The sequence below is a fragment of the Nocardia pseudobrasiliensis NBRC 108224 genome (genome assembly GCF_001613105.1).
GTDB lineage: Bacteria > Actinomycetota > Actinomycetes > Mycobacteriales > Mycobacteriaceae > Nocardia > Nocardia pseudobrasiliensis.
On the sequence record NZ_BDBS01000030.1, the window covers coordinates 142,691 to 163,107 of the forward strand.

At 67.4% G+C, this 20,417-nt stretch carries 18 protein-coding genes; 5 read left to right on the forward strand and 13 right to left on the reverse strand.

What is annotated here, in order from left to right:
- The first annotated feature begins 9 nt into the window (after positions 1-9).
- On the forward strand, positions 10-786 hold the full coding sequence (locus tag NP4_RS23355) for a class I SAM-dependent methyltransferase (RefSeq protein ID WP_068001537.1): 777 nt from the start codon (positions 10-12) through the stop codon (positions 784-786).
- On the opposite strand, the gene NP4_RS23360 is transcribed toward NP4_RS23355, so the two are convergent.
- Both NP4_RS23360 and NP4_RS23365 read right to left on the reverse strand, forming a co-directional pair.
- Positions 741-1,379: a DsbA family protein gene (locus tag NP4_RS23360; protein WP_068001540.1), complete on the reverse strand. Its 639-nt coding sequence runs from the start codon at positions 1,377-1,379 to the stop codon at positions 741-743. The two genes, NP4_RS23355 and NP4_RS23360, sit on opposite strands and share 46 nt — an antisense overlap.
- Before the next feature lie 3 nt (positions 1,380-1,382).
- Positions 1,383-2,978, reverse strand: a complete 1,596-nt coding sequence (locus NP4_RS23365) for an FMN-binding glutamate synthase family protein (protein WP_068001543.1) — start codon at positions 2,976-2,978, stop codon at positions 1,383-1,385.
- A gap of 156 nt (positions 2,979-3,134) precedes the next feature.
- Here NP4_RS23365 and NP4_RS23370 point away from each other — a divergent pair, with 156 nt between their 5' ends.
- Positions 3,135-4,223, forward strand: coding sequence for an Hsp70 family protein (locus NP4_RS23370; RefSeq protein ID WP_147287901.1), 1,089 nt, complete (start codon positions 3,135-3,137; stop codon positions 4,221-4,223).
- A gap of 1 nt (position 4,224) precedes the next feature.
- On the opposite strand, the gene NP4_RS23375 is transcribed toward NP4_RS23370, so the two are convergent.
- From NP4_RS23375 to NP4_RS23415, 9 genes are all read right to left on the reverse strand, one after another.
- Complete coding sequence (locus tag NP4_RS23375; protein ID WP_068001549.1) at positions 4,225-5,277, reverse strand: ferrochelatase; 1,053 nt, start codon at positions 5,275-5,277, stop codon at positions 4,225-4,227.
- On the reverse strand, positions 5,277-6,116 hold the full coding sequence (inhA, locus tag NP4_RS23380; RefSeq protein WP_062513955.1) for an NADH-dependent enoyl-ACP reductase InhA: 840 nt from the start codon (positions 6,114-6,116) through the stop codon (positions 5,277-5,279). Before inhA ends, NP4_RS23375 begins: the two co-directional genes overlap by 1 nt.
- Positions 6,117-6,172: 56 nt before the next feature.
- A complete protein-coding gene (gene fabG1 / locus NP4_RS23385) occupies positions 6,173-6,892 on the reverse strand; it encodes a 3-oxoacyl-ACP reductase FabG1 (RefSeq protein WP_082876156.1) in 720 nt (239 codons plus the stop codon).
- A 112-nt stretch (positions 6,893-7,004) separates the two neighbouring features.
- Positions 7,005-8,006 (reverse strand): VWA domain-containing protein, encoded by a 1,002-nt coding sequence (locus NP4_RS23390; protein WP_062513959.1) that lies wholly within the window; start codon positions 8,004-8,006, stop codon positions 7,005-7,007.
- On the reverse strand, positions 8,003-8,971 hold the full coding sequence (locus NP4_RS23395) for a DUF58 domain-containing protein (protein ID WP_068001551.1): 969 nt from the start codon (positions 8,969-8,971) through the stop codon (positions 8,003-8,005). Before NP4_RS23395 ends, NP4_RS23390 begins: the two co-directional genes overlap by 4 nt.
- Before the next feature lie 32 nt (positions 8,972-9,003).
- Positions 9,004-10,161 carry a chaperone MoxR1 gene (moxR1, locus tag NP4_RS23400; protein ID WP_068001555.1) on the reverse strand — a complete coding sequence of 386 codons (1,158 nt, stop codon included), beginning with the start codon at positions 10,159-10,161 and terminating at the stop codon, positions 9,004-9,006.
- Between the two features lie 250 nt (positions 10,162-10,411).
- Positions 10,412-11,656, reverse strand: coding sequence for a phthiocerol/phthiodiolone dimycocerosyl transferase family protein (locus tag NP4_RS23405; protein ID WP_068001558.1), 1,245 nt, complete (start codon positions 11,654-11,656; stop codon positions 10,412-10,414).
- Positions 11,657-11,945: 289 nt separating this feature from the next.
- Positions 11,946-13,367: an NlpC/P60 family protein gene (locus NP4_RS23410; RefSeq protein WP_068001709.1), complete on the reverse strand. Its 1,422-nt coding sequence runs from the start codon at positions 13,365-13,367 to the stop codon at positions 11,946-11,948.
- 371 nt (positions 13,368-13,738) lie between these two features.
- Positions 13,739-14,296, reverse strand: a complete 558-nt coding sequence (locus tag NP4_RS23415; RefSeq protein WP_068001712.1) for an Rv1476 family membrane protein — start codon at positions 14,294-14,296, stop codon at positions 13,739-13,741.
- A gap of 256 nt (positions 14,297-14,552) precedes the next feature.
- Between NP4_RS23415 and acnA the strand changes: the two genes are divergently transcribed.
- On the forward strand, positions 14,553-17,351 hold the full coding sequence (gene acnA, locus NP4_RS23420) for an aconitate hydratase AcnA (RefSeq protein ID WP_068001562.1): 2,799 nt from the start codon (positions 14,553-14,555) through the stop codon (positions 17,349-17,351).
- A 200-nt stretch (positions 17,352-17,551) separates the two neighbouring features.
- Entirely contained in the window at positions 17,552-18,118 is a 567-nt protein-coding gene (locus tag NP4_RS23425) for a TetR/AcrR family transcriptional regulator (RefSeq protein WP_068001564.1), read from the forward strand.
- Position 18,119: 1 nt separating this feature from the next.
- On the opposite strand, the gene NP4_RS23430 is transcribed toward NP4_RS23425, so the two are convergent.
- Both NP4_RS23430 and NP4_RS23435 read right to left on the reverse strand, forming a co-directional pair.
- Positions 18,120-18,908, reverse strand: a complete 789-nt coding sequence (locus NP4_RS23430) for a hypothetical protein (protein ID WP_068001567.1) — start codon at positions 18,906-18,908, stop codon at positions 18,120-18,122.
- Between the two features lie 101 nt (positions 18,909-19,009).
- Positions 19,010-19,780: an alpha/beta fold hydrolase gene (locus NP4_RS23435; RefSeq protein WP_068001571.1), complete on the reverse strand. Its 771-nt coding sequence runs from the start codon at positions 19,778-19,780 to the stop codon at positions 19,010-19,012.
- Between the two features lie 77 nt (positions 19,781-19,857).
- On the opposite strand from NP4_RS23435, the gene NP4_RS23440 reads away from it, so the two are divergent.
- Complete coding sequence (locus tag NP4_RS23440) at positions 19,858-20,379, forward strand: PadR family transcriptional regulator (protein WP_068001574.1); 522 nt, start codon at positions 19,858-19,860, stop codon at positions 20,377-20,379.
- The last annotated feature ends 38 nt before the right edge of the window (positions 20,380-20,417 follow it).

A 20,417-nucleotide genomic window follows, 5' to 3' on the forward strand; every position in this document is an offset into this window, starting at 1 on the left:
AATCGGGCCATGCGACAGGACGAGATCTGGGACAGCGAAGCCGCGCGGACCTACGACACCACCGAAGCGGTCATGTTCGCACCCGAGGTTCTGGAACCGACGGTCGACCGGCTCGCCGCATTGGCCGCGGGCGGGCGGGTGCTGGAATTCGCCATCGGCACCGGCCGGGTGGCGATCCCGCTGGCCGCGCGCGGCGTACCGGTCACGGGCATCGAACTGTCGGACGCCATGCTTGCCCGGCTACGCGAAAAGGCCGACGCCGCAACCATTCCCGTGGTCTCCGGCGATATGGCCACCACGCGGGCCCCCGGCGAGTACACGCTCGTCTACCTGGTCTACAACACCATCTCCAACCTGCTGACCCAGGCCGAACAGGTGAACTGCTTCCGAAACGCGGCCGCCCACCTGACATCGGACGGCCGATTCGTCATCGAACTGGGTGTTCCCGGCGTGCGCAATCTCCCGCCGGGCCCGAAGGCCCGCGTCTTCCACAGCGAACCGGGCTACCTCGGCGTGGACACCTACGACATCGTCAACCAGCACCTCACTTCACATCACATCTACTTCGACGACACCGAACGGGCCCGCGTCTTCCGCAGCCCGCACCGCTATATCTGGCCCGCCGAACTGGACCTCATGGCCGAGACGGCGGGTTTCGAACTGGAATCCCGGCACGCGGATTGGTCCGGCACTCCGTTCACCGCCGACTCGGACTCGCACGTGTCGGTCTATCGGAAAGCTCAGTCGAATGACGGTTCGGCGGCGCGGCCGCGCTCGAGTCCGTAGAAGCCCGGGGTGCCCGCGACGAGGAGGACACCATCCCAGAGCCTTCCGGCCGCTTCGGCTTTCGGGGCGGGGGTGACCACCGGGCCGAAGAAGGCGATGCGGGTGTCGGCCGGGCCGGGGACGGCGATGACAGGGGTGCCCACCTCCTCGCCGACGAGGCTGATGCCCTCGTGGTGGGAGGCGCGGACATGGGCGTCGAATTCGGTGGTGTAGGCGGCATCGGCGAGTTCCTCGGCCAGGCCCGCGTCGGCCAGGGCGGCCGCGAAGGTTCCGCGGGTCTGCTTCTCGCGCTGGATATGGATGCGGGTGCCCAGTGCGGTGTAGAGCGGGGCGAGGGCGGCACTGCCGTAGCGCTGCTCGACGGCGGCGCAGACGCGGACCGGTCGCCAGCCGGAGATGTTCCACTCGCGATATTGCGGGGGCAGGTCATCGAGCCGGTTCTCGTTGAGCACGGCCAGGCTCATGATGCGCCAACGCACCTCGATCGGGCGGACCCGCTCCACCTCGGGCATCCAACGCGAGGTGATCCAGGCCCAGGGGCAGCGGGGATCGAACCAGAAATCAACTGGGGTGCGGGCGCTGTCTGAGGACACGCTTCACGACGGTAGCACCGGGCGGAACGAATCCGGGTCGGCCGCAGCCCAATCCGCGCGCCAACCGGCCGGGGGTTCGGCGAGCATGATGCCGGGGGTCAGCCATTCGTAGAGTTCGGCGTAGGAGCGCTGGATGGTGGGTGAGATCTTCTTGCGCAGCATGTGCGGGGTCAGCCGGGCCGGGTCGGTGACGCCCATGGAGGCCATCAGCTGGATGGCCTGGCGGACCGTTGCCTCTTGATAACGCCGCACGCGCAGGGCTTTGTCGGTGACGTCCAGGGCGCGAGCGCGGCGGGGATCCTGGGTGGCCACGCCGACGGGACAGTTGTTGGTGTGGCAGCGCTGAGCCTGGATGCACCCGATGGCCATCATCATGGCGCGGGCGGAATTGGTGTAGTCCGCGCCCTGGATCAGGCGTTTGACGATATCTGTGCCGGTGGCGACCTTACCGCTGGCGCCGAGGCGGATGTGCTCGCGCAGGCCGGTGGCGACCAGGGCGTTGTGCACGGTCATCAGGCCGTCGGTCAGGGGCAGTCCGACGTGATCCTCGTATTCCAGTGGGGCGGCGGCGGTTCCGCCCTCCGCACCGTCGACGATGATGAAATCCGGTCCGACGCCCTCGGCGAGGATGGCCTTGCAAATGGCGAGTATGTCGACGCGGGAGCCGACGCACAGTTTGAAGCCCACCGGCTTACCGTCGGACAGTTCCCGCAGCCGGGCGACGAATCCGATCAGCTCGCGGGGCGTGCGGAATTCCTTGTGCGCCGCCGGGCTCACGCACTTCTCGTGGGCGGGCACACCGCGATATCGGGCGATCTCCGCACTGACCTTGGCCGCCGGAAGCACCCCGCCCAGACCGGGTTTCGCGCCCTGGCTCAGTTTGATCGAAATGGCCTTCACCTGGTCGTGGGCGGACTTGTCGGCGAATTCACGCGGATCGAAGCGACCGTCGTCGGTGCGGGTACCGAAGTACCCCGACCCGATCTCCCACACCACATCCGCTCCGCCGTCGAGGTGATAGGGCGTCAGCCCGCCTTCACCGGTGTCATGGGCGAAACCACCCGCCGCCGCGCCTTTGTTCAAGGCCCGCAACGCATTCGCCGACAGCGCGCCGAAACTCATCGACGAGATGTTCAGCAGCGACATCGAATACGGCCGCCGACAATCCGGGCCCCCGATCAATACGCGCGGAGGCTGCTCGGGTTCGTCGACCGGGGCGGTGGAGTGCACCAGCGATTCGTAGCCGATCGACTCCACATCCCGCTCGGTGCCGAAGGACAGCTCGCCGTTGATGCCCTTGGCCCGCTCGTAGATCATGCTGCGCACATCGCGATCGAACGGGCGGCCGTCGACATTGCGTTCGATGAAGTACTGCTGCAACTCCGGCCGCAGGCTCTCGAGCAGATACCGCATATGGCCCAGGATCGGATAGTTCCGCAGCACCGCGTGCCGGGTCTGCGCGAGGTCGTATATCCCCACCCCCAGCGCGCCAACGAGCAGAACCAGCGGTATCCACCACGCCCACGAGCCGATGGCGGCCACCACGCCGATCACCACCACCGCGGACGCGACCAGTCCGACCAGAAAGAATCGTCCCATCACCCAACCTTTCCCGGGATCATGCCTCTTGAAGATAGAACATGATTCCCACAACACCTCGGACCGAGAGCGTTGACGGGCGATGACCGGCATGGCTACCGTTCGGCAATCGCACTGCTCCCGCTGATCGAAAACTCGACCCCCGAGGAGAGTCGCATGGTCGACAGGACGGCAATCGCCGGCGTGGGGATGAGTTTCGGCGCGGCCACGACCGTGTTCGCCACGGTCGCCGCGAACGGTCGCATCGCGGTGGACAGCCGCCGGGCCGTGGCCCCGAATTCGGGTGCGGTCTTCGATCTGCTGGATTCGGTGCCCTCGGGCGCCGGTGTCGTGGTGGCACGGTCCGGTGCGCGCGACGCGGATCTGCCGAAGCGGGTGCGGTCACTGGCCGAACCTCTCGCGGCGGTCGAATGGTTTCGCCACGAGCACGGCCCACTGTCGCCGGGGCGGGTACTGGTCTACGACCTCGGCGCGACGAGTCTGGATGTCGCGGTGGTTCAGGTCGGTCCCGACGGGGCGCGCATCATCGGCACGCCCGCGCGGTCACTTGGTTTCGGCGGCATTCCGCTCGGGGCCTCGATCGTCGAAAACGCCGCCTCCCCCGCCGATTACGACGATCTGCGGGCCGCGCACATCCGAGCCTCGTTCACCGTGATCCATCAGGCACTGCGGGCGGCACAAACCTCACTCGCCGACATCGATCGAATTCTGGTGGTGGGCGGAGCATCTCGCGCACCGGAGGTGGCCGCGACGCTGTCGGAGTTGGAGCGGCCGGTACTCACCTCGACCGATCCCGCCGACTGCCTGGCCATCGGGGCGGCCCTGCATGCGGCGCGCCGGGCCGTGCCGATGACCGGACTGGCCTCGCGGCGGCCGCTGGTGCTGGCGGGTGCGACGGTCGTCTCCGTGCTCGGCATCGCGGGCGCGTCGCTGTTTTTGCCCGCGTCCGGAACCTCGACCCCGACGCCCCGCACGGTCATCGCGCCTCAGCCGGTGGCCTCACCGGGCACGATCGAGTCCGCGGCACCGATACCGGCGGCCGATGTAGCGCTCAAAGAAGCGTCACAGCAAGGCATTCCGGAGCCCGAACCGTCGATCGTCGGCAATGTGGCACCCGCGCCGATCGCACCGCACGCCGACACCCCGGCGCCGGATGCGCCGAACTCCGACGCACCGCCGCGGCATCACACCGGAAGTCGCTCCCACCACGGCTGGTTGTATCTGCCGTGGCGGCAGCACCGTTGACTTACCGTCCCCGATGAGGTGGTTCGCAGCAGCCGAACGCGCACGGCACACCGTCGGTGGTGCATCCGTAGCCGGGCACCGAACCCAGTCGTCGCGGTTGCGCACCCTCGAGATGTTCGGCGACCAGTTCGGCCACCAGCTGCGCGAAGCGCGGATCCGGCCCGGGGGTCGCGGCCCGCGCGAACGCCATTCCCAGCTCGTTCGCCTTCTCGGCGGCCTCGTTGTCCAGATCCCAGATGACCTCGAGGTGATCGGAGACGAAGCCGACCGGGCATACCACCACGGCATCGATTCCCTTGCCGGACAACGCGTCCAGATGATCGACGATATCCGGCTCCAACCACGGCACCTGCGGCGGCCCCGAACGCGACTGCCACACCAGATCGAAGTCGTCGAATCCACTCGCCGCCGCGCACAGCCGGGCCGCGTCGGCGACCTGGCGGCTGTAGAGGCGACCGCCGCCGGCGGGCGGACCCGCCGCCTGGTCGGCCGATTCCGGAATCGAGTGCGCGGTGAACACCAGCCGGGCGCGATCACGGCGATCGGCCGGAAGTTGTTCGCGCGCGGCGCGAATCGCGTCGGCGAACGCCTCGATCAGCAGGGGATGGTCGAAGTACTGGCGCAGCTTCACCAGCGTCGGAGCGTCCTCGCCGACCGCGGCCCGCGCCCGCGAGATGTCCTCGTCGTACTGACGACAGCCGGAGTAACCGCCCCACGCGGAGGTCGGAAACACCAGTGCCGCACCGACTCCCGCGTCGCGCATCTCACCGACGGTCCGCTCGACCATCGGATGCCAGTTGCGATTGCCGAAGTACACCGGCAGATCTATTCCGTGCCTGGCGAATTCGGCCTCGATCGCGGCGATGATGTCCCGGTTGAGCGCGTTGATCGGCGACACTCCCCCGAAATGCAGGTAGTGCTCGGCCACCTCCGCCAATCGCTCCGGCGGCACGCCCCGGCCCCGAGTGACGTTCTCCAGGAACGGCATCACGTCCTCGGGTCGTTCCGGGCCGCCGAAGGACAGCAGCAGCAACGCGTCGACGGAACCGTTCATCAGTTGGTGGGGAAACCGTCTGCGGGGAACCAGGTGTTGTGGCTGGCGCCGCCGTCGACGTAGATGATCGAGCCGGTGGTGCCGGGCAGCCAATCCGAGAGCATCGTCACGATGGACTTGGCCACCACCGTCGGGTCGTCGACATCCCAGCCGATCGGCGACGCGCCGTCCCAGTAGGTATTGAGCATGTTCAACTGCTTGGCGTCGTCGGTGGCGGTACCGGCAATGGCCTTGGCGGCCAGGGTCTTGATCGGGCCCGCGGCGATGAGGTTGGAGCGAATCCGCTTGGCCTCGCCCACCTCCCGCGCGACGTAGCGGTTCACCGACTCCAGCGCGGCCTTGGCCACACCCATCCAGTTGTAGTACGGCATCGCGGTGCGCGGATCGAAATCCATACCCACGATCGAGCCGCCCTCGTTCATGATCGGCAGCACGGCGCGCGCCAGCGAGGCGTAGCTCCACGCCGAGATCTCGAACGCCTTGGCGGCGTCGGGGCCCGGGCCGTCCAGGAACGGCTTGGCCTCCGGACCCATCAGGGTGCGCGGCGCGAAGGCGATCGAGTGCAGCACGCCGTCCACGCCCTCCGGCGCGAGTTCCCGCACCTTGTCCGGCAGCGCTGCCAGATCCTCCTCGCTGGTGACATCGAGGGCGATGGCCGCCGGGATCTCCTGCGGCAGTCGCTTGGCGATCCGATCGATCAGCCGCAGCCGCTCCGGAATTCCGGTGATGAGCACCTTCGCGCCCTGCTCCTGCGCGACCTTGGCCGCGTGGAAGGCGATCGAGGAGTCGGTGATGATGCCGGTGATGAGGACGGTCTTGCCAGCGAGCAATCCGCTCATGAGGTAAGGGGTCTCCTGTGTCGGTGCGAAGTCTGAATTATGCGAAATGCGAAGGCTCAGTGGCCCATGCCCATGCCGCCGTCGACGGGGATCACGGCTCCGGAGACGTACGAGGAATCATCGGAGGCCAGGAAGCTGATCACCGCGGCGACCTCTTCCGGACGGCCGATGCGGGCCGCCGGAATGGCATTGATGGCCATCTCCTTGTACTCGTCCTTCATCTCTTCCCGAGTCATATCGGTGTCGATGAGGCCCGGGGCGACCACATTGGCGGTGATATTGCGCTTGCCGATTTCACGCGTGATGGCACGGGCCATGCCGACCAGCCCTGCCTTCGCGGCGGCGTAGTTGACCTGTCCGGTCATCCCGCTCTGACCGACGACCGAACCCAGGAAGACGATCCGGCCCCACTTCGCCCGCAGCATCGCCCGGTTCGCCCGCTGGGCGCAGCGCCACGCACCGGTGAGGTTGGCGTCGATGACCCGAGTGAACTGCTCCTCGCTCATGCGCATCAGCAGTGTGTTGTCCACGATGCCCGCATTCGCGATGAGCACCTCGACCGGACCCTGCTTCTCCTCGACCTCGGCGAAGGCCGCATTGACCGATTCCGCATCGGTCACATCGCATTTCACACCCAGCAAACCCTCCGGCGCGCCCGAGCCGCGATGGGTGACAGCGACCTTGTGCCCGTCGGCGGCCAGGCGCTGCGCGACCGCGAGGCCGATGCCCCGGTTACCGCCCGTGACCAGTACCGACCGGGATGTGATGTTCGACATGGGCATCAACCTACCTTCGTCCGCTCGATCCGCTACGACCGGGCCGGATTCGGCCCGAGACCTCCGCGACGTCGCGCAAAGGCCTGCAAGAGTGTCGCATTCGCCGCCCGGTCTACGGCAGCCGCTGCCGGTAGACCAGGGACGTCAGCACACCCGCGGCAGTCAGCAGCAGGCCGAGCAGCAACCACGGTCGGCTCGCGTCGCCGATGGTCATCTCGTAGCCGATCTGGCTCTGCAGGGTGTCGTAGACCTTGGTCAGTTCCTGCAGCGTGGAGGCGGTGAAGAATTCGCCGCCGGACAGTTTCGCGATCTCCTGCATGGCGTCGTTGTCGACCGGCACCGGCGCGTCCTGGGTTCCGCCGTCGGGCAGCGGAATCTGCACCCGGCCCCACGTCGTGCCGAAGGAGATGGTCGAGATCGGAATGTTCTTGCCCTTGGCCACCCGGGCCGCGGTGAATTCGTGGCGCGGATTCTCGTAGTCCTCGAACGCGGGCACGGTCTGCTTACCGTCGGACATCAGCACCACGCGCGCGGGCGGCGGATCCTGCGCGCCGCCGAGGACCGAGCCGAGGGTGTCGATGGCCTGCAGCGCGGAAAAGATGCCCTCGCCGGTCGCGGTGCGCTCGGCAAGCTTCAAGTTATCGATGGCGGCCTTGACGGCCTCGTGATTGGTTGTCGGGGAAACCAATACCGAAGCGGTTCCGGCGAACGACACCAGTCCCAGATTGATGCCCCGGGGCAGTTCGTCGACGAAATCCTTACCGGCCTTCTTGGCCACCTGGATTCGCGACGGCGGCACATCGGTGGCCTCCATCGACAGCGATACGTCGATGGCGAGCATGACCGTGGCCCGGTTGCGCGGCACCTTCTTGGCCGCCTGCGGTCCGGCCGCGGCGATGGTCAACAGCACCAGACCCACCAGCAGCAGCGCGATCGGCACATGTCGCCAGGCGCTGGGCCGCTTGGGCGCGACCTTCTCCAGGGTCTCCATATTGGAGAACAGCAGCAGATGCCGTTGGCGGCGACGCTGATTGAGCACGTACAGCAGCGCCAGCAGCGCGATGACGACGAGGAATCCGAGCCAGATGGCCGCGGAGAAATGCGAAATGCTCACTGTCGGGGTACCCGTCCGGACGGGGCGCCGAAGGTGTGGCGCCGAGTGGACACGAACCGGACGACGTCGGCGATCCAGTCCCGATCGGTGCGCAGGGTCATCACCGGCGCTCCCGCACTGCGCAGCGACTGCTCAACCTGTTCGCGGTGCAGCTGTGCCGCCTGCGCGAAATCGCTTCGCAGCGTGGGGGTCACGGTGAATTCGCGGGTGCGCCCGGTCTCCGGATCGTGCAGCACGACATCACCCACATCGGGCAGGTTCAGATCCAGCGGATCGAGCACCTCCACCGCGAGCAGATCGTGTCGACCGGAGATGGCGCGCAGCGGACGCTGCCAATCGATATCGCCGAGGAAGTCCGAAATCACCACGGCCAGACCGCGTTTGCGCTGCGGGCGGCGCAGCGCGTCGATCGCGCCGCGCAGATCCCCGCGCACCCCGTCGGCGGCGTGCGGTGTGGTCGCGATGGTGCGCAGCATCGACTGCGCGTGCACCCGCCCGCTGCGGGCCGGAATGCGATACAGCTGCTCGCCATTGGCGATGACCGCGCCGATCCGATTACCGCCGCCGCTGGTCAGATGCGTGACAGCGGCCGCCGCGGCGACCACCAGATCGCGCTTCTCACACCGCGCGGTGCCGAAATCGAGGCTGGCCGACAGGTCGACCACCAGCCAGGTCTCGAGTTCTCGATCGGCGATCATCTGCCGCACGTGCGGATGGGTGGTGCGGGCGGTGACCGACCAATCCATCTGGCGCACATCGTCGCCCGGCTGATACAGCCGCGCGTCGCCCGGTTCGGAACCCGGGCCGGGGATCAGGCCCTGATGGTCGCCGTGCAGGACGCCGTCCAGGCGGCGGCGCACGGTGAGTTCCAGGGTCTTCAGCGCCGCGGTCAGCTTCGGGTCGGTGAGCTGACCGGAACGAAACGACGGCGGGGGCGCACCCCGTTCGGGGACCTTCGCTGACATCGTCACTGGTGCAACCGAATCCGATGCCCCGCTCACTGACGCTGCTGCTGGGGCTGCCCGGCGGGCTGCTGACCATTGGGAACCGGAGGCGCGGCCTGCGCCTGCGGCGCGGGCATCGGCGCGGGGCCGCTGGACTGCTGGCCCGGCGCATTGGCCTGCGGGGCGACCTGCGGCAGGCCGACCGTCTGCAGGACGCGGCGGATCACGTCGTCGGGGCTGATCTCGTCGGCCAGCGCGTCGTAGGACAGCACCAGGCGGTGACGCAGCACATCGGGCACGACCTCGACCACATCCTGGGGGACCACATAGTCGCGGCCGCGGATCAGGGCGACCGCCCGCGCGGCGGCGATGATGCCCAGGCTCGCGCGCGGCGAGGCGCCATAGGCGATCCAGCCCGCGACATCGTTCATTCCGAATTCGGCGGGCTTACGGGTCGCCGAGATCACCCGCACCACATAGTCGACCAGCGCGTGGTGCACGAAGGTGTTGGAGGCCAGCTTCTGCAACCGGATCAGCTCGGCGGGCTCGAGGATCTGCTTGGGCTCCGGCGGGGTGACGCCCATCCGGTAGATGATCTCGCGCTCCTCCTCCACCGAGGGGTAGTCGACGACGACCTTGAACAGGAAGCGGTCGCGCTGCGCCTCGGGCAGCGGGTAGACGCCCTCGCTCTCGATCGGGTTCTGGGTCGCCATGACCAGGAACGGATCGGGCATCGGATAGGTCTTGCCGCCGATCGACACATGCCGCTCGGCCATCACCTCGAGCAGCGCCGACTGCACCTTGGCCGGGGCGCGGTTGATCTCGTCGGCGAGCACGAAATTGGCCACGACCGGACCCAATTCGGTGTCGAACTCCTCGCGGCCCTGCCGGTAGATACGGGTACCGACCAGATCGGTCGGTACCAGATCCGGGGTGAACTGCACGCGGGAGAACGAGCCGCCCACGACCCGCGCGAAGGTCTCCACGGCCAGGGTCTTGGCGATACCCGGCACGCCCTCCAGCAGCACATGTCCGCGAGCCAGCACACCGACCAGCAAACGCTCCACGAGGCGGTCCTGGCCCACGATCACGCGTTTGACTTCGTAGATCGCCTTCTCCAGGGTCTGGACATCGCGCTCGAGGGTGTTGGGCGCCGGCGCGTCCTGCACCGAATTCACCGTGCTCACACCATCCGTCGAAGTCACCAACATCCCCGCTTTCGCCTAGTCCGGCCCCGAGAGGCTCGCCGCTGCTTTGTGGTTCGCACCGAAGTGTGTTCCCCACAACTATTCCAGGTTTGGCATCCTCCCCCAACGCGGCCAGGGGATTCCGCTCGGCACCCGCTCGGGCGCCCGCCGTCTTCCCAGGCAGCGACCGCTTGCCCAGCGGTTCGCCGCGTGTTTCGCGACACTTTGCACAGTAACGCAAATCATCGGCAGCGGCCGCTGGACAGCGCTGGGATCACCGACCCGACAGCAGGTGGTTCAAGCGTTCGCGCAGTGCGTCGATGCGGGCGTGTCCGGCCGCCGGGTCGGCGTCGGTCTGCGGAATCTCGATGCTGAGCCGGCCGCCGAAGGTGCTCACCAGATAGCAGCCGCCGAAGTACGGCGTATCCGGAATATCGGCCGCGACCTTGGCGTGGAAGGTGCCGCGGAAATCGGTGAGCCGCAATTCGGCGGGCGAGCGCAGCGCCGGGACCGGACCCCAGTTGGTCGCCACGACCGCACCGGCGGATATCGCCGCGGCGGATTTGGCCATGGCCTGCGGATCGCTGAGCGCCAGCGCACTGCGCTGAATAGTCCCCTCGGCGAGTCCCGCGTGCAGCGCGGCATTGACCTCGCGGGCCAGGCTCAGCGGATCCGCGGCGGGCGTCGGGGACTGGAAATTGGCGAAGCCGAGCACATTGGTGCCCTCGGTCAAACCGATCTGCGGGGTGAGCCGGGTGCGCAGATTCACCGGATAGACGTAGACGAGCTCGCTGATGGCGACCGCGCGCACGTCGGACTCGGCCAGCAGCAGCGCCGCGGACAGCAGGCCGTTGATGGTGATCCGCTCGCGGTGGCCGAGTTCGGCCAGGGCCGTGGTCTGCTCGGCGGTCAGGCGCAGGCGGGCCATGGGGAACGTGATCGGTTCGGTCGCGGGCGAATTCGGCGGAGCGGGCAGTTCCGCGGGGATCTCGATATCGGCCGGGGCGGCGGCGAGTTGATCGATACCGCGCTCGGCGAGCAACTGCTCGACCGATTTCGGATACGGGTGGCGGCGAAGTTCGGCCGAGACGCCCTCGACGGCATCGGTGTAGCGGTCCCACAGCGCGGTGAGCACGCCGAAGGAGTGGTAGGCGTCGGCGATGCTGTGATGGGTCGCCAGGGTCACGCTGGCCTCGGAGCCGTCGTAGGTGACGGAAAGGCCGCTGAGCGCCCGCGATTGCTCCAGATCGATCCCGGCCAGCGGGCGATCCAGCGGGCCGGTGCCCACGCCGAGGGTCGGGCGGGCGTCGGAGGTGACGATGACCGCCTCGCCGTCGGCGGTGGTGTCCAGGCGGGCGGCGAGCACCGGATAGGTGCGGCACACCGCCTCGTACGCGGTCGCGAGCGCGGTCAGATCCAGCTCGCCCGAGGTGCGGACGGAATATCCGACGTAGAGCTGATTACCGGCGAACATCGCCTCACTGGGCGCCAGGGCGCGCGTGATTTCGGGCGTGGTCATGCGGGACTCCCATTCACTGCACGGTCGATTCGACCCGGATTTCGAGAATTGTCTGCGTGAATGCGGGAAATGCATTCACGAACGCCGGTGAACCGCGCCGGATGGCCGGAACAGTGCAGGTGCAACAGGTTCCATCGCGGTCACGATCGAACGCTAACATTGCTTCCAGTTGGCAGCAAATGGTCTTATTGCCTGCTCACGCCACGATCGAAGCAACCGACCAGGCGGCTATTTGTCCGGTTTCAAAATCCTGAATCTACCGGTTTCCTCGTTTTATGCGGAACGGATATCAAGGAATGAGCCGTACTGCGTAAGGCATAATTCCGCCCTCGCGTACCGGCGAGATTTTCACCACATCGCCGGATTCCGGCGCCTCGATCATCTTCCCGTCGCCCAGATACATCGCTACATGTTCGCTGCCATTGACTCCCCAGAACAGCATGTCGCCGCGTTCGCGCTCGGCCACCGGCACGCGGGTGCCCATGTTGTATTGGTAGCCACTGTAGTGCGGCAGCGAGATACCGACGCCCGCGAAGGCGTAGATCATCAGTCCGGAACAGTCGAAGCCGACCTTGTCGAAATCGCCGTAGCTGTCGGCCACGCCGCCATCGTGGATGCCCAGGGTCGGGCCGTCCTCGTCGCCGCCGCCCCAGGAATAGGTCACGCCGAGCTGCGACATGGCACGATCGACAACCGTTTCGATCAATTGGCCACGATTTCCCGACGGGCCGCGGGGCGGATGGGTCAGCGATTGACGCGGCGGCGGGGAGTTGTCGAGCTGGGTGTGCGGACGCTTGCCCGCGCCCAGTTGGGAAGCCCGGTCGCGGGCATCGCGGTTCGCCGCGGTCCGGGCCGCGGCCGCCGCGGCGGCGGCCGCGGCGGTGGCCTCCTCGGCCTTACGCTGGTTGTCCCAGCTCAGGTACGCATCGCGCTGCCCCTGCAGCCCCGCCACCCGCTGACGCGCGGCATCGAGCCGCCGCTGGGCCGAATCACGCTGTTGGACAAGGGCATTGCGATTGGCGATCTGCTGGTCCTGGGCCGCCTTCACGGCCGCGACCGCACCGAGCGCCTCGGCCTTCTTCTGCTCTGCGGCCGCCGCGGCGGTATCGGCGACCTGCTGGGCCTGCCGTGCGGCCGAGACGCGATTGGCCTGTTCGACCTGTGCGCGGCGCAGGCGATCCAGGGCGTCCTGCTGGGATTTGGAGGCGACGGCCAGCAGTTGCGCTCGATCCAGCGCGAGCGCCGGATCCGCACCGGCGAGCACGTTGACCATGGATCCGGTGTTGGGCCGGGTGTAGGCCTCGATCGCGAACTGATCGAAATCGCCCCGTGCCCGGCCGACCTTCGCGCCCGCGTCGGCCAGATCCCGCTGGGTGCCCGCGACCACCGCCGCGGCCGCGTCGGCCGCCGCGCGCGCGGTCTGCAGATCGACCAGCGCCTTGTTCACCGCCTCGCGTTTGCGCGCGAGTTCGGTATCGAGCTGCCGCAGTTGCTGTTCCGCGCCCGCGACCTCGTTGATCAGCCCGCCCACCTCGTTCAACGAGCTGTCCACCTGACCACCCGCCGCGGCGATATCACCGTCACTGGGATTGGGCGGGGGCGGCGGCGCCGCACCCGCGACCGCGACGCTCGCCGATACGGCGACCGCGCACAGCAGCAATCCCACAGCGACCCGCAGCGGGCCGCCGAACCGCCTCGCCGACACTCGCATGTCACCTCCCTGGATCCCGCCGTGGTTCCCGGGGAACGAGGTCCGGCCGGGACGCTCGAGACGATCGGCCACCGGCCTCGCCTCACGGGTAACCAGGACAATCCGCCGAAGCAGCAGTCTCCGGTGACCCATGCGACACTTCTTCCCCAAAAGTGTCATTAGGAAACCGTACGACACTTCTGCCACGGAGGAAACAGAGCCACCAGCACGTCGCCGGGTATTTCAGAGGTTGCTCGCTGATTGCCTGATATGTCGCAGGATTCTGCCGGATAAAACAAACCAGGCGTTAGATAATACCGTCCAGTTCAGACTGGGCGGCCGACTAGTTCTGCGCGCAAGGTCCCGCGAACCCGGGACGGACGTTCAGGGGATCAGTCGGCGCTGCGGCCGACCGGCTCGGCGGGCGCGGCCTGCTCACGCGCCGCGCCCCGGGCCTTGACGACATACAGCCCGCCGATCACCAGGACCGCCCCGGCCAGCAGCACGCCGCTCACCCCCGTCCACGACACCGCATCCGGTTTCTCCAGCCGACCGACGAAGGCCTGCGCCGCCTCGGTGCTGTGTCCGTGCCCGCGATACTTGGCCACATCCTCGGCGCGTTCGAGCTCGTGACGGCTGATCTTGTCGCTGTAGGTGCCCGCCCAGTCGTCGCTGAGCACCAGCACGGTCCCGTGCTGGGTCTGCCCGACACGGGTGGCCAGGTCACGCAGGCTCGAGTCCGGGGCCGGATTACCGGGAACGACAACGATACTCAGCGGAATGCCGTGCTCCTGCGCGTCGCGGGCGACGGCGGCCAGCCCGTCCTGGTCGACATCCTTCGGCGCGGCGACGTGATTGTCGAGCAGATCCGCCGAGATCGCGTCCAGATCGGTATCCGGCGGTAGTTCCGCGGCCATGGGGGTGAAAACCGAGGCGTGCGAGACGGTCATCTTCCATCCGGTCTGTCGAGCCGCCCTCTGGGCGACGGGCATCCAACACTGTTCAGGCGATCGAATGCACAGTACGCGACCGGGGCATGATGGAACCCCGGGACGCCTCTGTCGACGTGCCCCGCGCGTTTCACAGGACAAGCGTACTGTTACGGTTGGAAGCACGAGGCGCACAGCCCAGACTGCGCCCTCGACCGAGCCGTCGGCACAGCCCCGCCGATGGCCGACACCCTCACCGACGAGTGGAGCTGAACGTATGACGAGCATCGATACATTCGGCGCCAAGGGCACCCTGCAGGTCGGAGATCGGTCGTATGAGATCTTCCGCCTGTCCGCCGTGCCCGGCACCGAGAAGCTGCCCTACGCCCTGAAGGTCCTCGCGGAGAACCTGCTGCGCACCGAGGACGGCGCCAACATCACCGCCGACCACATCCGCGCCATCGCGTCGTGGGATCCGTCGGCCGAGCCGAACACCGAAATCCAGTTCACCCCTGCGCGCGTCATCATGCAGGACTTCACCGGTGTGCCCTGCGTGGTCGACCTGGCCACCATGCGCGAGGCCGTCACCACCCTCGGCGGCGACCCGAACAAGGTCAACCCGCTCTCGCCCGCCGATATGGTCATCGACCACTCGGTCATCCTCGACGTGTTCGGCCGCGCCGACGCCCTCGAGCGCAACGTCGACCTCGAGTACGAGCGCAACGGCGAGCGGTACCAGTTCCTGCGTTGGGGCCAGGGCGCTTTCGACGACTTCAAGGTCGTCCCCCCGGGCACCGGCATCGTCCACCAGGTCAACATCGAGTACCTGGCCCCGACCGTCATGGTCCGCAACGGCCAAGCCTACCCCGACACCTGCGTCGGCACCGACTCGCACACCACCATGGTCAACGGCCTGGGCGTATTGGGTTGGGGCGTCGGCGGTATCGAGGCCGAGGCGGCCATGTTGGGCCAGCCCGTCTCGATGCTGATCCCGCGCGTGGTCGGCTTCAAACTGACCGGTGAGATCCAGCCGGGCGTGACCGCGACCGACGTCGTGCTCACCGTCACCGACATGCTGCGCAAGCACGGTGTGGTCGGCAAGTTCGTCGAGTTCTACGGCAAGGGCGTGGCCGAGGTGCCGCTGGCCAACCGCGCCACCCTGGGCAATATGTCCCCCGAATTCGGTTCCACCGCCGCGATCTTCCCGATCGATGCGGAGACCATCAACTACCTGCGCCTGACCGGCCGCACCGACGAGCAGCTCGCGCTCGTCGAGGCGTACGCCAAGGAGCAGGGCATGTGGCACGACGCCGATCACGAGCCCGCCTACTCGGAGTACCTGGAGCTCGATTTGAGCACCGTGGTGCCGTCCATCGCGGGTCCGAAGCGTCCGCAGGACCGAATCCTGCTGTCGGAGTCGAAGATCGCCTTCCGCAAGGACATCCACAACTACACCAACGATCCCGAGGCCGCGCCGCACTCGAAGCTGGACGAGGCGCTCGAGGAATCCTTCCCGGCCAGCGATCCGGCCGAGCTGTCCTTCGCCGACGACGACGCGATCATCCCGAACGCCTCCAACGGCAATACCGGACGGCCGTCCAAGCCGATCAAGGTCTCCGATCCGGAGCGCGGCGACTTCGTCCTGGATCACGGCGCGGTCGTGGTCGCGGGCATCACCTCCTGCACCAACACCTCGAACCCGTCGGTCATGATCGGCGCGGCCCTGTTGGCGCGCAACGCGGTCGAGAAGGGTCTGTCCTCCAAGCCGTGGGTCAAGACCAATATGGCGCCGGGCTCGCAGGTCGTCTCCGACTACTACGAGAAGGCGGGTCTGTGGCCCTACCTGGAGAAGCTGGGCTTCTACCTGGGCGGCTACGGCTGCACCACCTGCATCGGCAACACCGGCCCGCTGCCGGAGCAGATCTCCAAGGCCGTCAACGACAATGATCTGTCGGTGACCGCGGTGCTGTCGGGCAACCGTAACTTCGAGGGTCGCATCTCCCCCGACGTGAAGATGAACTACCTGGCCTCCCCGCCGCTGGTCATCGCCTACGCGCTCGCGGGCACCATGGACTTCGACTTCGAGCACGACGCCCTGGGCCAGGACACCGAGGGCAACGACGTGTTCCTGCGCGACATCTGGCCGTCGCCGCAGGAGATCGACGACACCATCAAGACCGCGATCAACCGCGAGATGTTCACCAAGTCCTACGCCGACGTCTTCAAGGGCGACGAGCGCTGGCGCGGTCTGAACACCCCGGAGGGCGACACCTTCGCGTGGGACGAGAACTCGACCTACGTCCGCAAGGCGCCGTACTTCGACGGTATGGAGCTCGAGCCCTCGCCCGTCGAGGACATCAAGGGCGCGCGCGTGCTTGCGCTGCTGGGTGATTCGGTCACCACCGACCACATCTCCCCGGCCGGTCCGATCAAGCCGGGCACCCCGGCCGCGCAGTACCTCGACGCGCACGGTGTGCAGCGCAAGGATTACAACTCCCTCGGCTCGCGGCGCGGTAACCACGAGGTCATGATCCGCGGCACCTTCGCCAACATCCGGCTGCGCAACCAGCTGCTCGACGACGTCTCGGGCGGTTACACCCGCGACTTCACCCAGGACGGCGCTCCGCAGGCGTTCATCTACGACGCCTCGCAGAACTACCAGAAGGCCGGCATTCCGCTGGTCGTGCTGGGCGGTAAGGAGTACGGTTCGGGTTCCTCGCGCGACTGGGCCGCCAAGGGCACTCGCCTGCTGGGCGTCAAGGCCGTCATCACCGAATCCTTCGAGCGCATCCACCGCTCGAACCTGATCGGTATGGGCGTCATCCCGCTGCAGTTCCCGGCCGGTGAATCGGCCAAGTCGCTGAAGCTGGACGGCACCGAGGTGTTCGACATCGAGGGCATCACCAAGCTGAACGAGGGGGTGACTCCGAAGACCTTGAAGGTGACCGCTACCAAGGAGAACGGAGACAAGATCACCTTCGACGCCGTGGTGCGCATCGACACCCCCGGCGAGGCCGACTACTACCGCAACGGTGGCATCCTCCAGTTCGTGCTGCGCAACATGATCCGCAGCTGAGCGAAAGTTGCCATGATGTCCTGGTCTCGAATTCGCTTCGGGGCCAGGAACTCCGCTCGTCGCTAGTGCAAGACCCCCGCTTCGGCCCCGGCCCAGGCAAGAGAACAGGCTTCCCCGCTCGCGGGCCCGCCTGATTTCCCCCGCCTCGGTCGCCAGGCCGAGGCGGGGGTCTCCGCGCACACCCCGTTTGGAGGAAGCCCATGCCCAAGGTCAGTGACGACCATCTCGCCGCCCGGCGCAGCCAGATCCTGGACGGGGCACGGCGCTGCTTCGCCGAGTACGGGTACGAGGGCGCCACGGTCCGGCGCCTGGAGGAGGCCATCGGGCTGTCCCGGGGTGCGATCTTCCACCACTTCCGCGACAAGGACGCGCTGTTCCTCGCGCTCGCGCAGGAGGATGCCGAGCGGATGGCCGATGTCGCGGCCAATCAGGGCCTGGTACAGGTGATGCGCGAAATGCTCGCCAATCCCGAGCAGTACAACTGGCTCGGCACCCGCCTGGAAATCGCCAGACGCCTGCGCACCGACCCCGAATTCGCCGCCGGCTGGACCCAGCGCTCCGCCGAACTCACCGCCGCCACCCTGGCCCGCCTGGAACGCCGCAAGGCCGCCGGCGCCCTGCGCGACGACGTCCCCACCGACGTCCTCCTCGGCTACCTCGATCTCGTACTGGACGGCCTGATAGCCCGCATAGCCTCCGGCCACGCCAACGAAAACCTCGAAGCCATCCTGGATTTGGTCGAGGCCTCGGTCCGCCGGAAGAACTGATTCAGAAGTTGTCGTTCACGAACTGGGCAGCGTGGGCGGTCCAGGTCAGGTCCGTTCCGGGCATCTGGTGTGTTGCGTATTGCACGTGGGGGCCGTCGGGGGTGAGCAGGCCGATGGCGCCGCGGACCGCTTGGGCGTAGCGGTCGAGGTTGGCTACCGGGTCGGTCATCAGCCAGCGCAGGAGTTCGTCGAAGATCAAGTAGCTCACGTTGCCGAGGCGGGCGCCCTCGACGAACGAGAACGGGGAGATGCCGACGTCGATGATGCGCAGCGGGGAATCGGCCGGGGCCGCGGTGATGATGTCGTTCGGGTTGGCGTATTCCCGGGTGACGACCGCGTCCGGCCAGTCGCCGCGCTGCCCGTGCAACCCGAACAGCGAGGGCGGGCACAGATCGCCCACCGAATCCCCCGCCCGCCGTAGCGGATTGGCGATATGCACCGCGAACGCGATCTCCAGCGGGCTGCCGTCGGTATTGGTGTACCGACCGCACTCCACCCCCTCGAGGATTCGACTCGCGCAGATGCCGCCGAGCGAATAGCTCAGCAGCCCACAGACATTCGGTGAATCCTGAATCGCCCGCACCCCGGCGGCGATGCCGTCGGCCACCGAGGTGTCCAGCGACGGCCCCCACAGATCCGGATCGGGCCCGATCGACGCGGTCCAGTCCGGTTCGAAACCGTGGAATCGCTCCGGATCCAGCAGATCGGTGATGGCCGCCAGCATGCCCGCCGGACTGCCGTCCGGATTGCGAACCTCGTTGGTGCCACGCAAAGTGATGACGTCGATCATCGGGTGCTCCTCGCCTGCGGATACTGTCCCTGTACCGCCACGGTAGGTCCGAAAGCTTCCGCGCGGCAGCGGATCGGCGAGGTATGCGCGCCCAGCGTGCACTAACCGAGAAACCCCTCGAGGTGCGCGGCCAGTTCGTCCACATGGCTGAGGTAGAGGTCGTGTCCGGCCCCGGGGATCACCGCGAGCTCGGTATTCGGCCGACGCCGTACCATCTCGCCCGCGTGCTCGGCCCCGACCACCTCGCTCGCACCGCCCAGCACCAGCAGCGCGGGCTGCGCGCTGCCGGTCCAGTCGGCCCACCAGTCCCCCACCACGCCGCGCTTGACCGCCCGCATATCCGTTGCGTCCCATCGGAAATACCAACCGTTCGCATCCTCTACGGCGCTTTCCATGAAGTGGAACGGCATACCCATGGCGACCAACCGCCGCAGCGCCGTGTACATCTCGCTCGAACTGGCGAATCGCGCGGGCAATTCGTCCAGCCACGGATCGTCGAACTCCCCCGCGACGGCCGGAAAGTCGATGGCCACAAAGGATTTCACCAGATCCGGTCGGCGCGCGGCGACCTGGTAGGCATTGATCGCGCCCAGCGAATGTCCCAGGATCGTGACCGGACCGAGGCCGAGTTTCTCGATCACCGCGACGGCGTCGGCTACGAATCCCTCCCGTGAATAATCACCGGGCTTGTCGGACATGCCGTGCCCGCGCTGATCCACCGCGATCACGCGGCGATCCAGCCGGGCCGCGAGCGGCATCCACCCGCGGCCGCGGCCGAACGCACCGTGCAGGGCCAGCAGCGGCTCGCCGGAACCACCGGAATCGACATAGGCGAGGCGGATTCCGTCGGGGGTTGTCACATAATCGGTCATGCCCGCAACTCTAATCGAGAGTCTCGAATAGAGACAACTCGATTAGAGATGGGTCGATTAGAGGGTAGGGTGACGACATGCTGGAGCTGAGCATCCTGGGCTTCCTGTTCGAACGGCCCATGCACGCCTACGAGCTGCGTCAGCGCATCTCCGGCCTGTCCGGCCACATTCGGCCGGTCAGCGACGGCGCGCTGTATCCCGCGCTGAATCGGCTGCGCGCGGCCGGACTGATCACCAAACAGCACGATGCCGACACCGGGCGGCAGCTGCTCGAGCTCACCCAGACCGGCCGCGCGGATCTGCTGCGGCGACTGCGCGATCCCGCGCCGGTGGAGATCACCGACCGCAACAACTTCCTGATCCTGCTCGCCTTCCTCGGCCACCTGCCCGATCGGTCCGATCAGATCGCGGTCCTGCGCAGGCGACTCGATTTCTACGAACAACCGGCCAGCTACTTCTACGAACAGGGCCGCCCACTGAAGGCCGTCGAGATGACCGACCGATTCCGCCGCGGCATGCTCACCCTGGCCGCAGCCACACGCAAGGCCGACAAGGAGTGGCTGAGCGCGCAAATCGCCGAACTCGAGGCCGATTCGTGACCGAGAACACCGCCACGCCGGAAATTCCCGGGCAACCG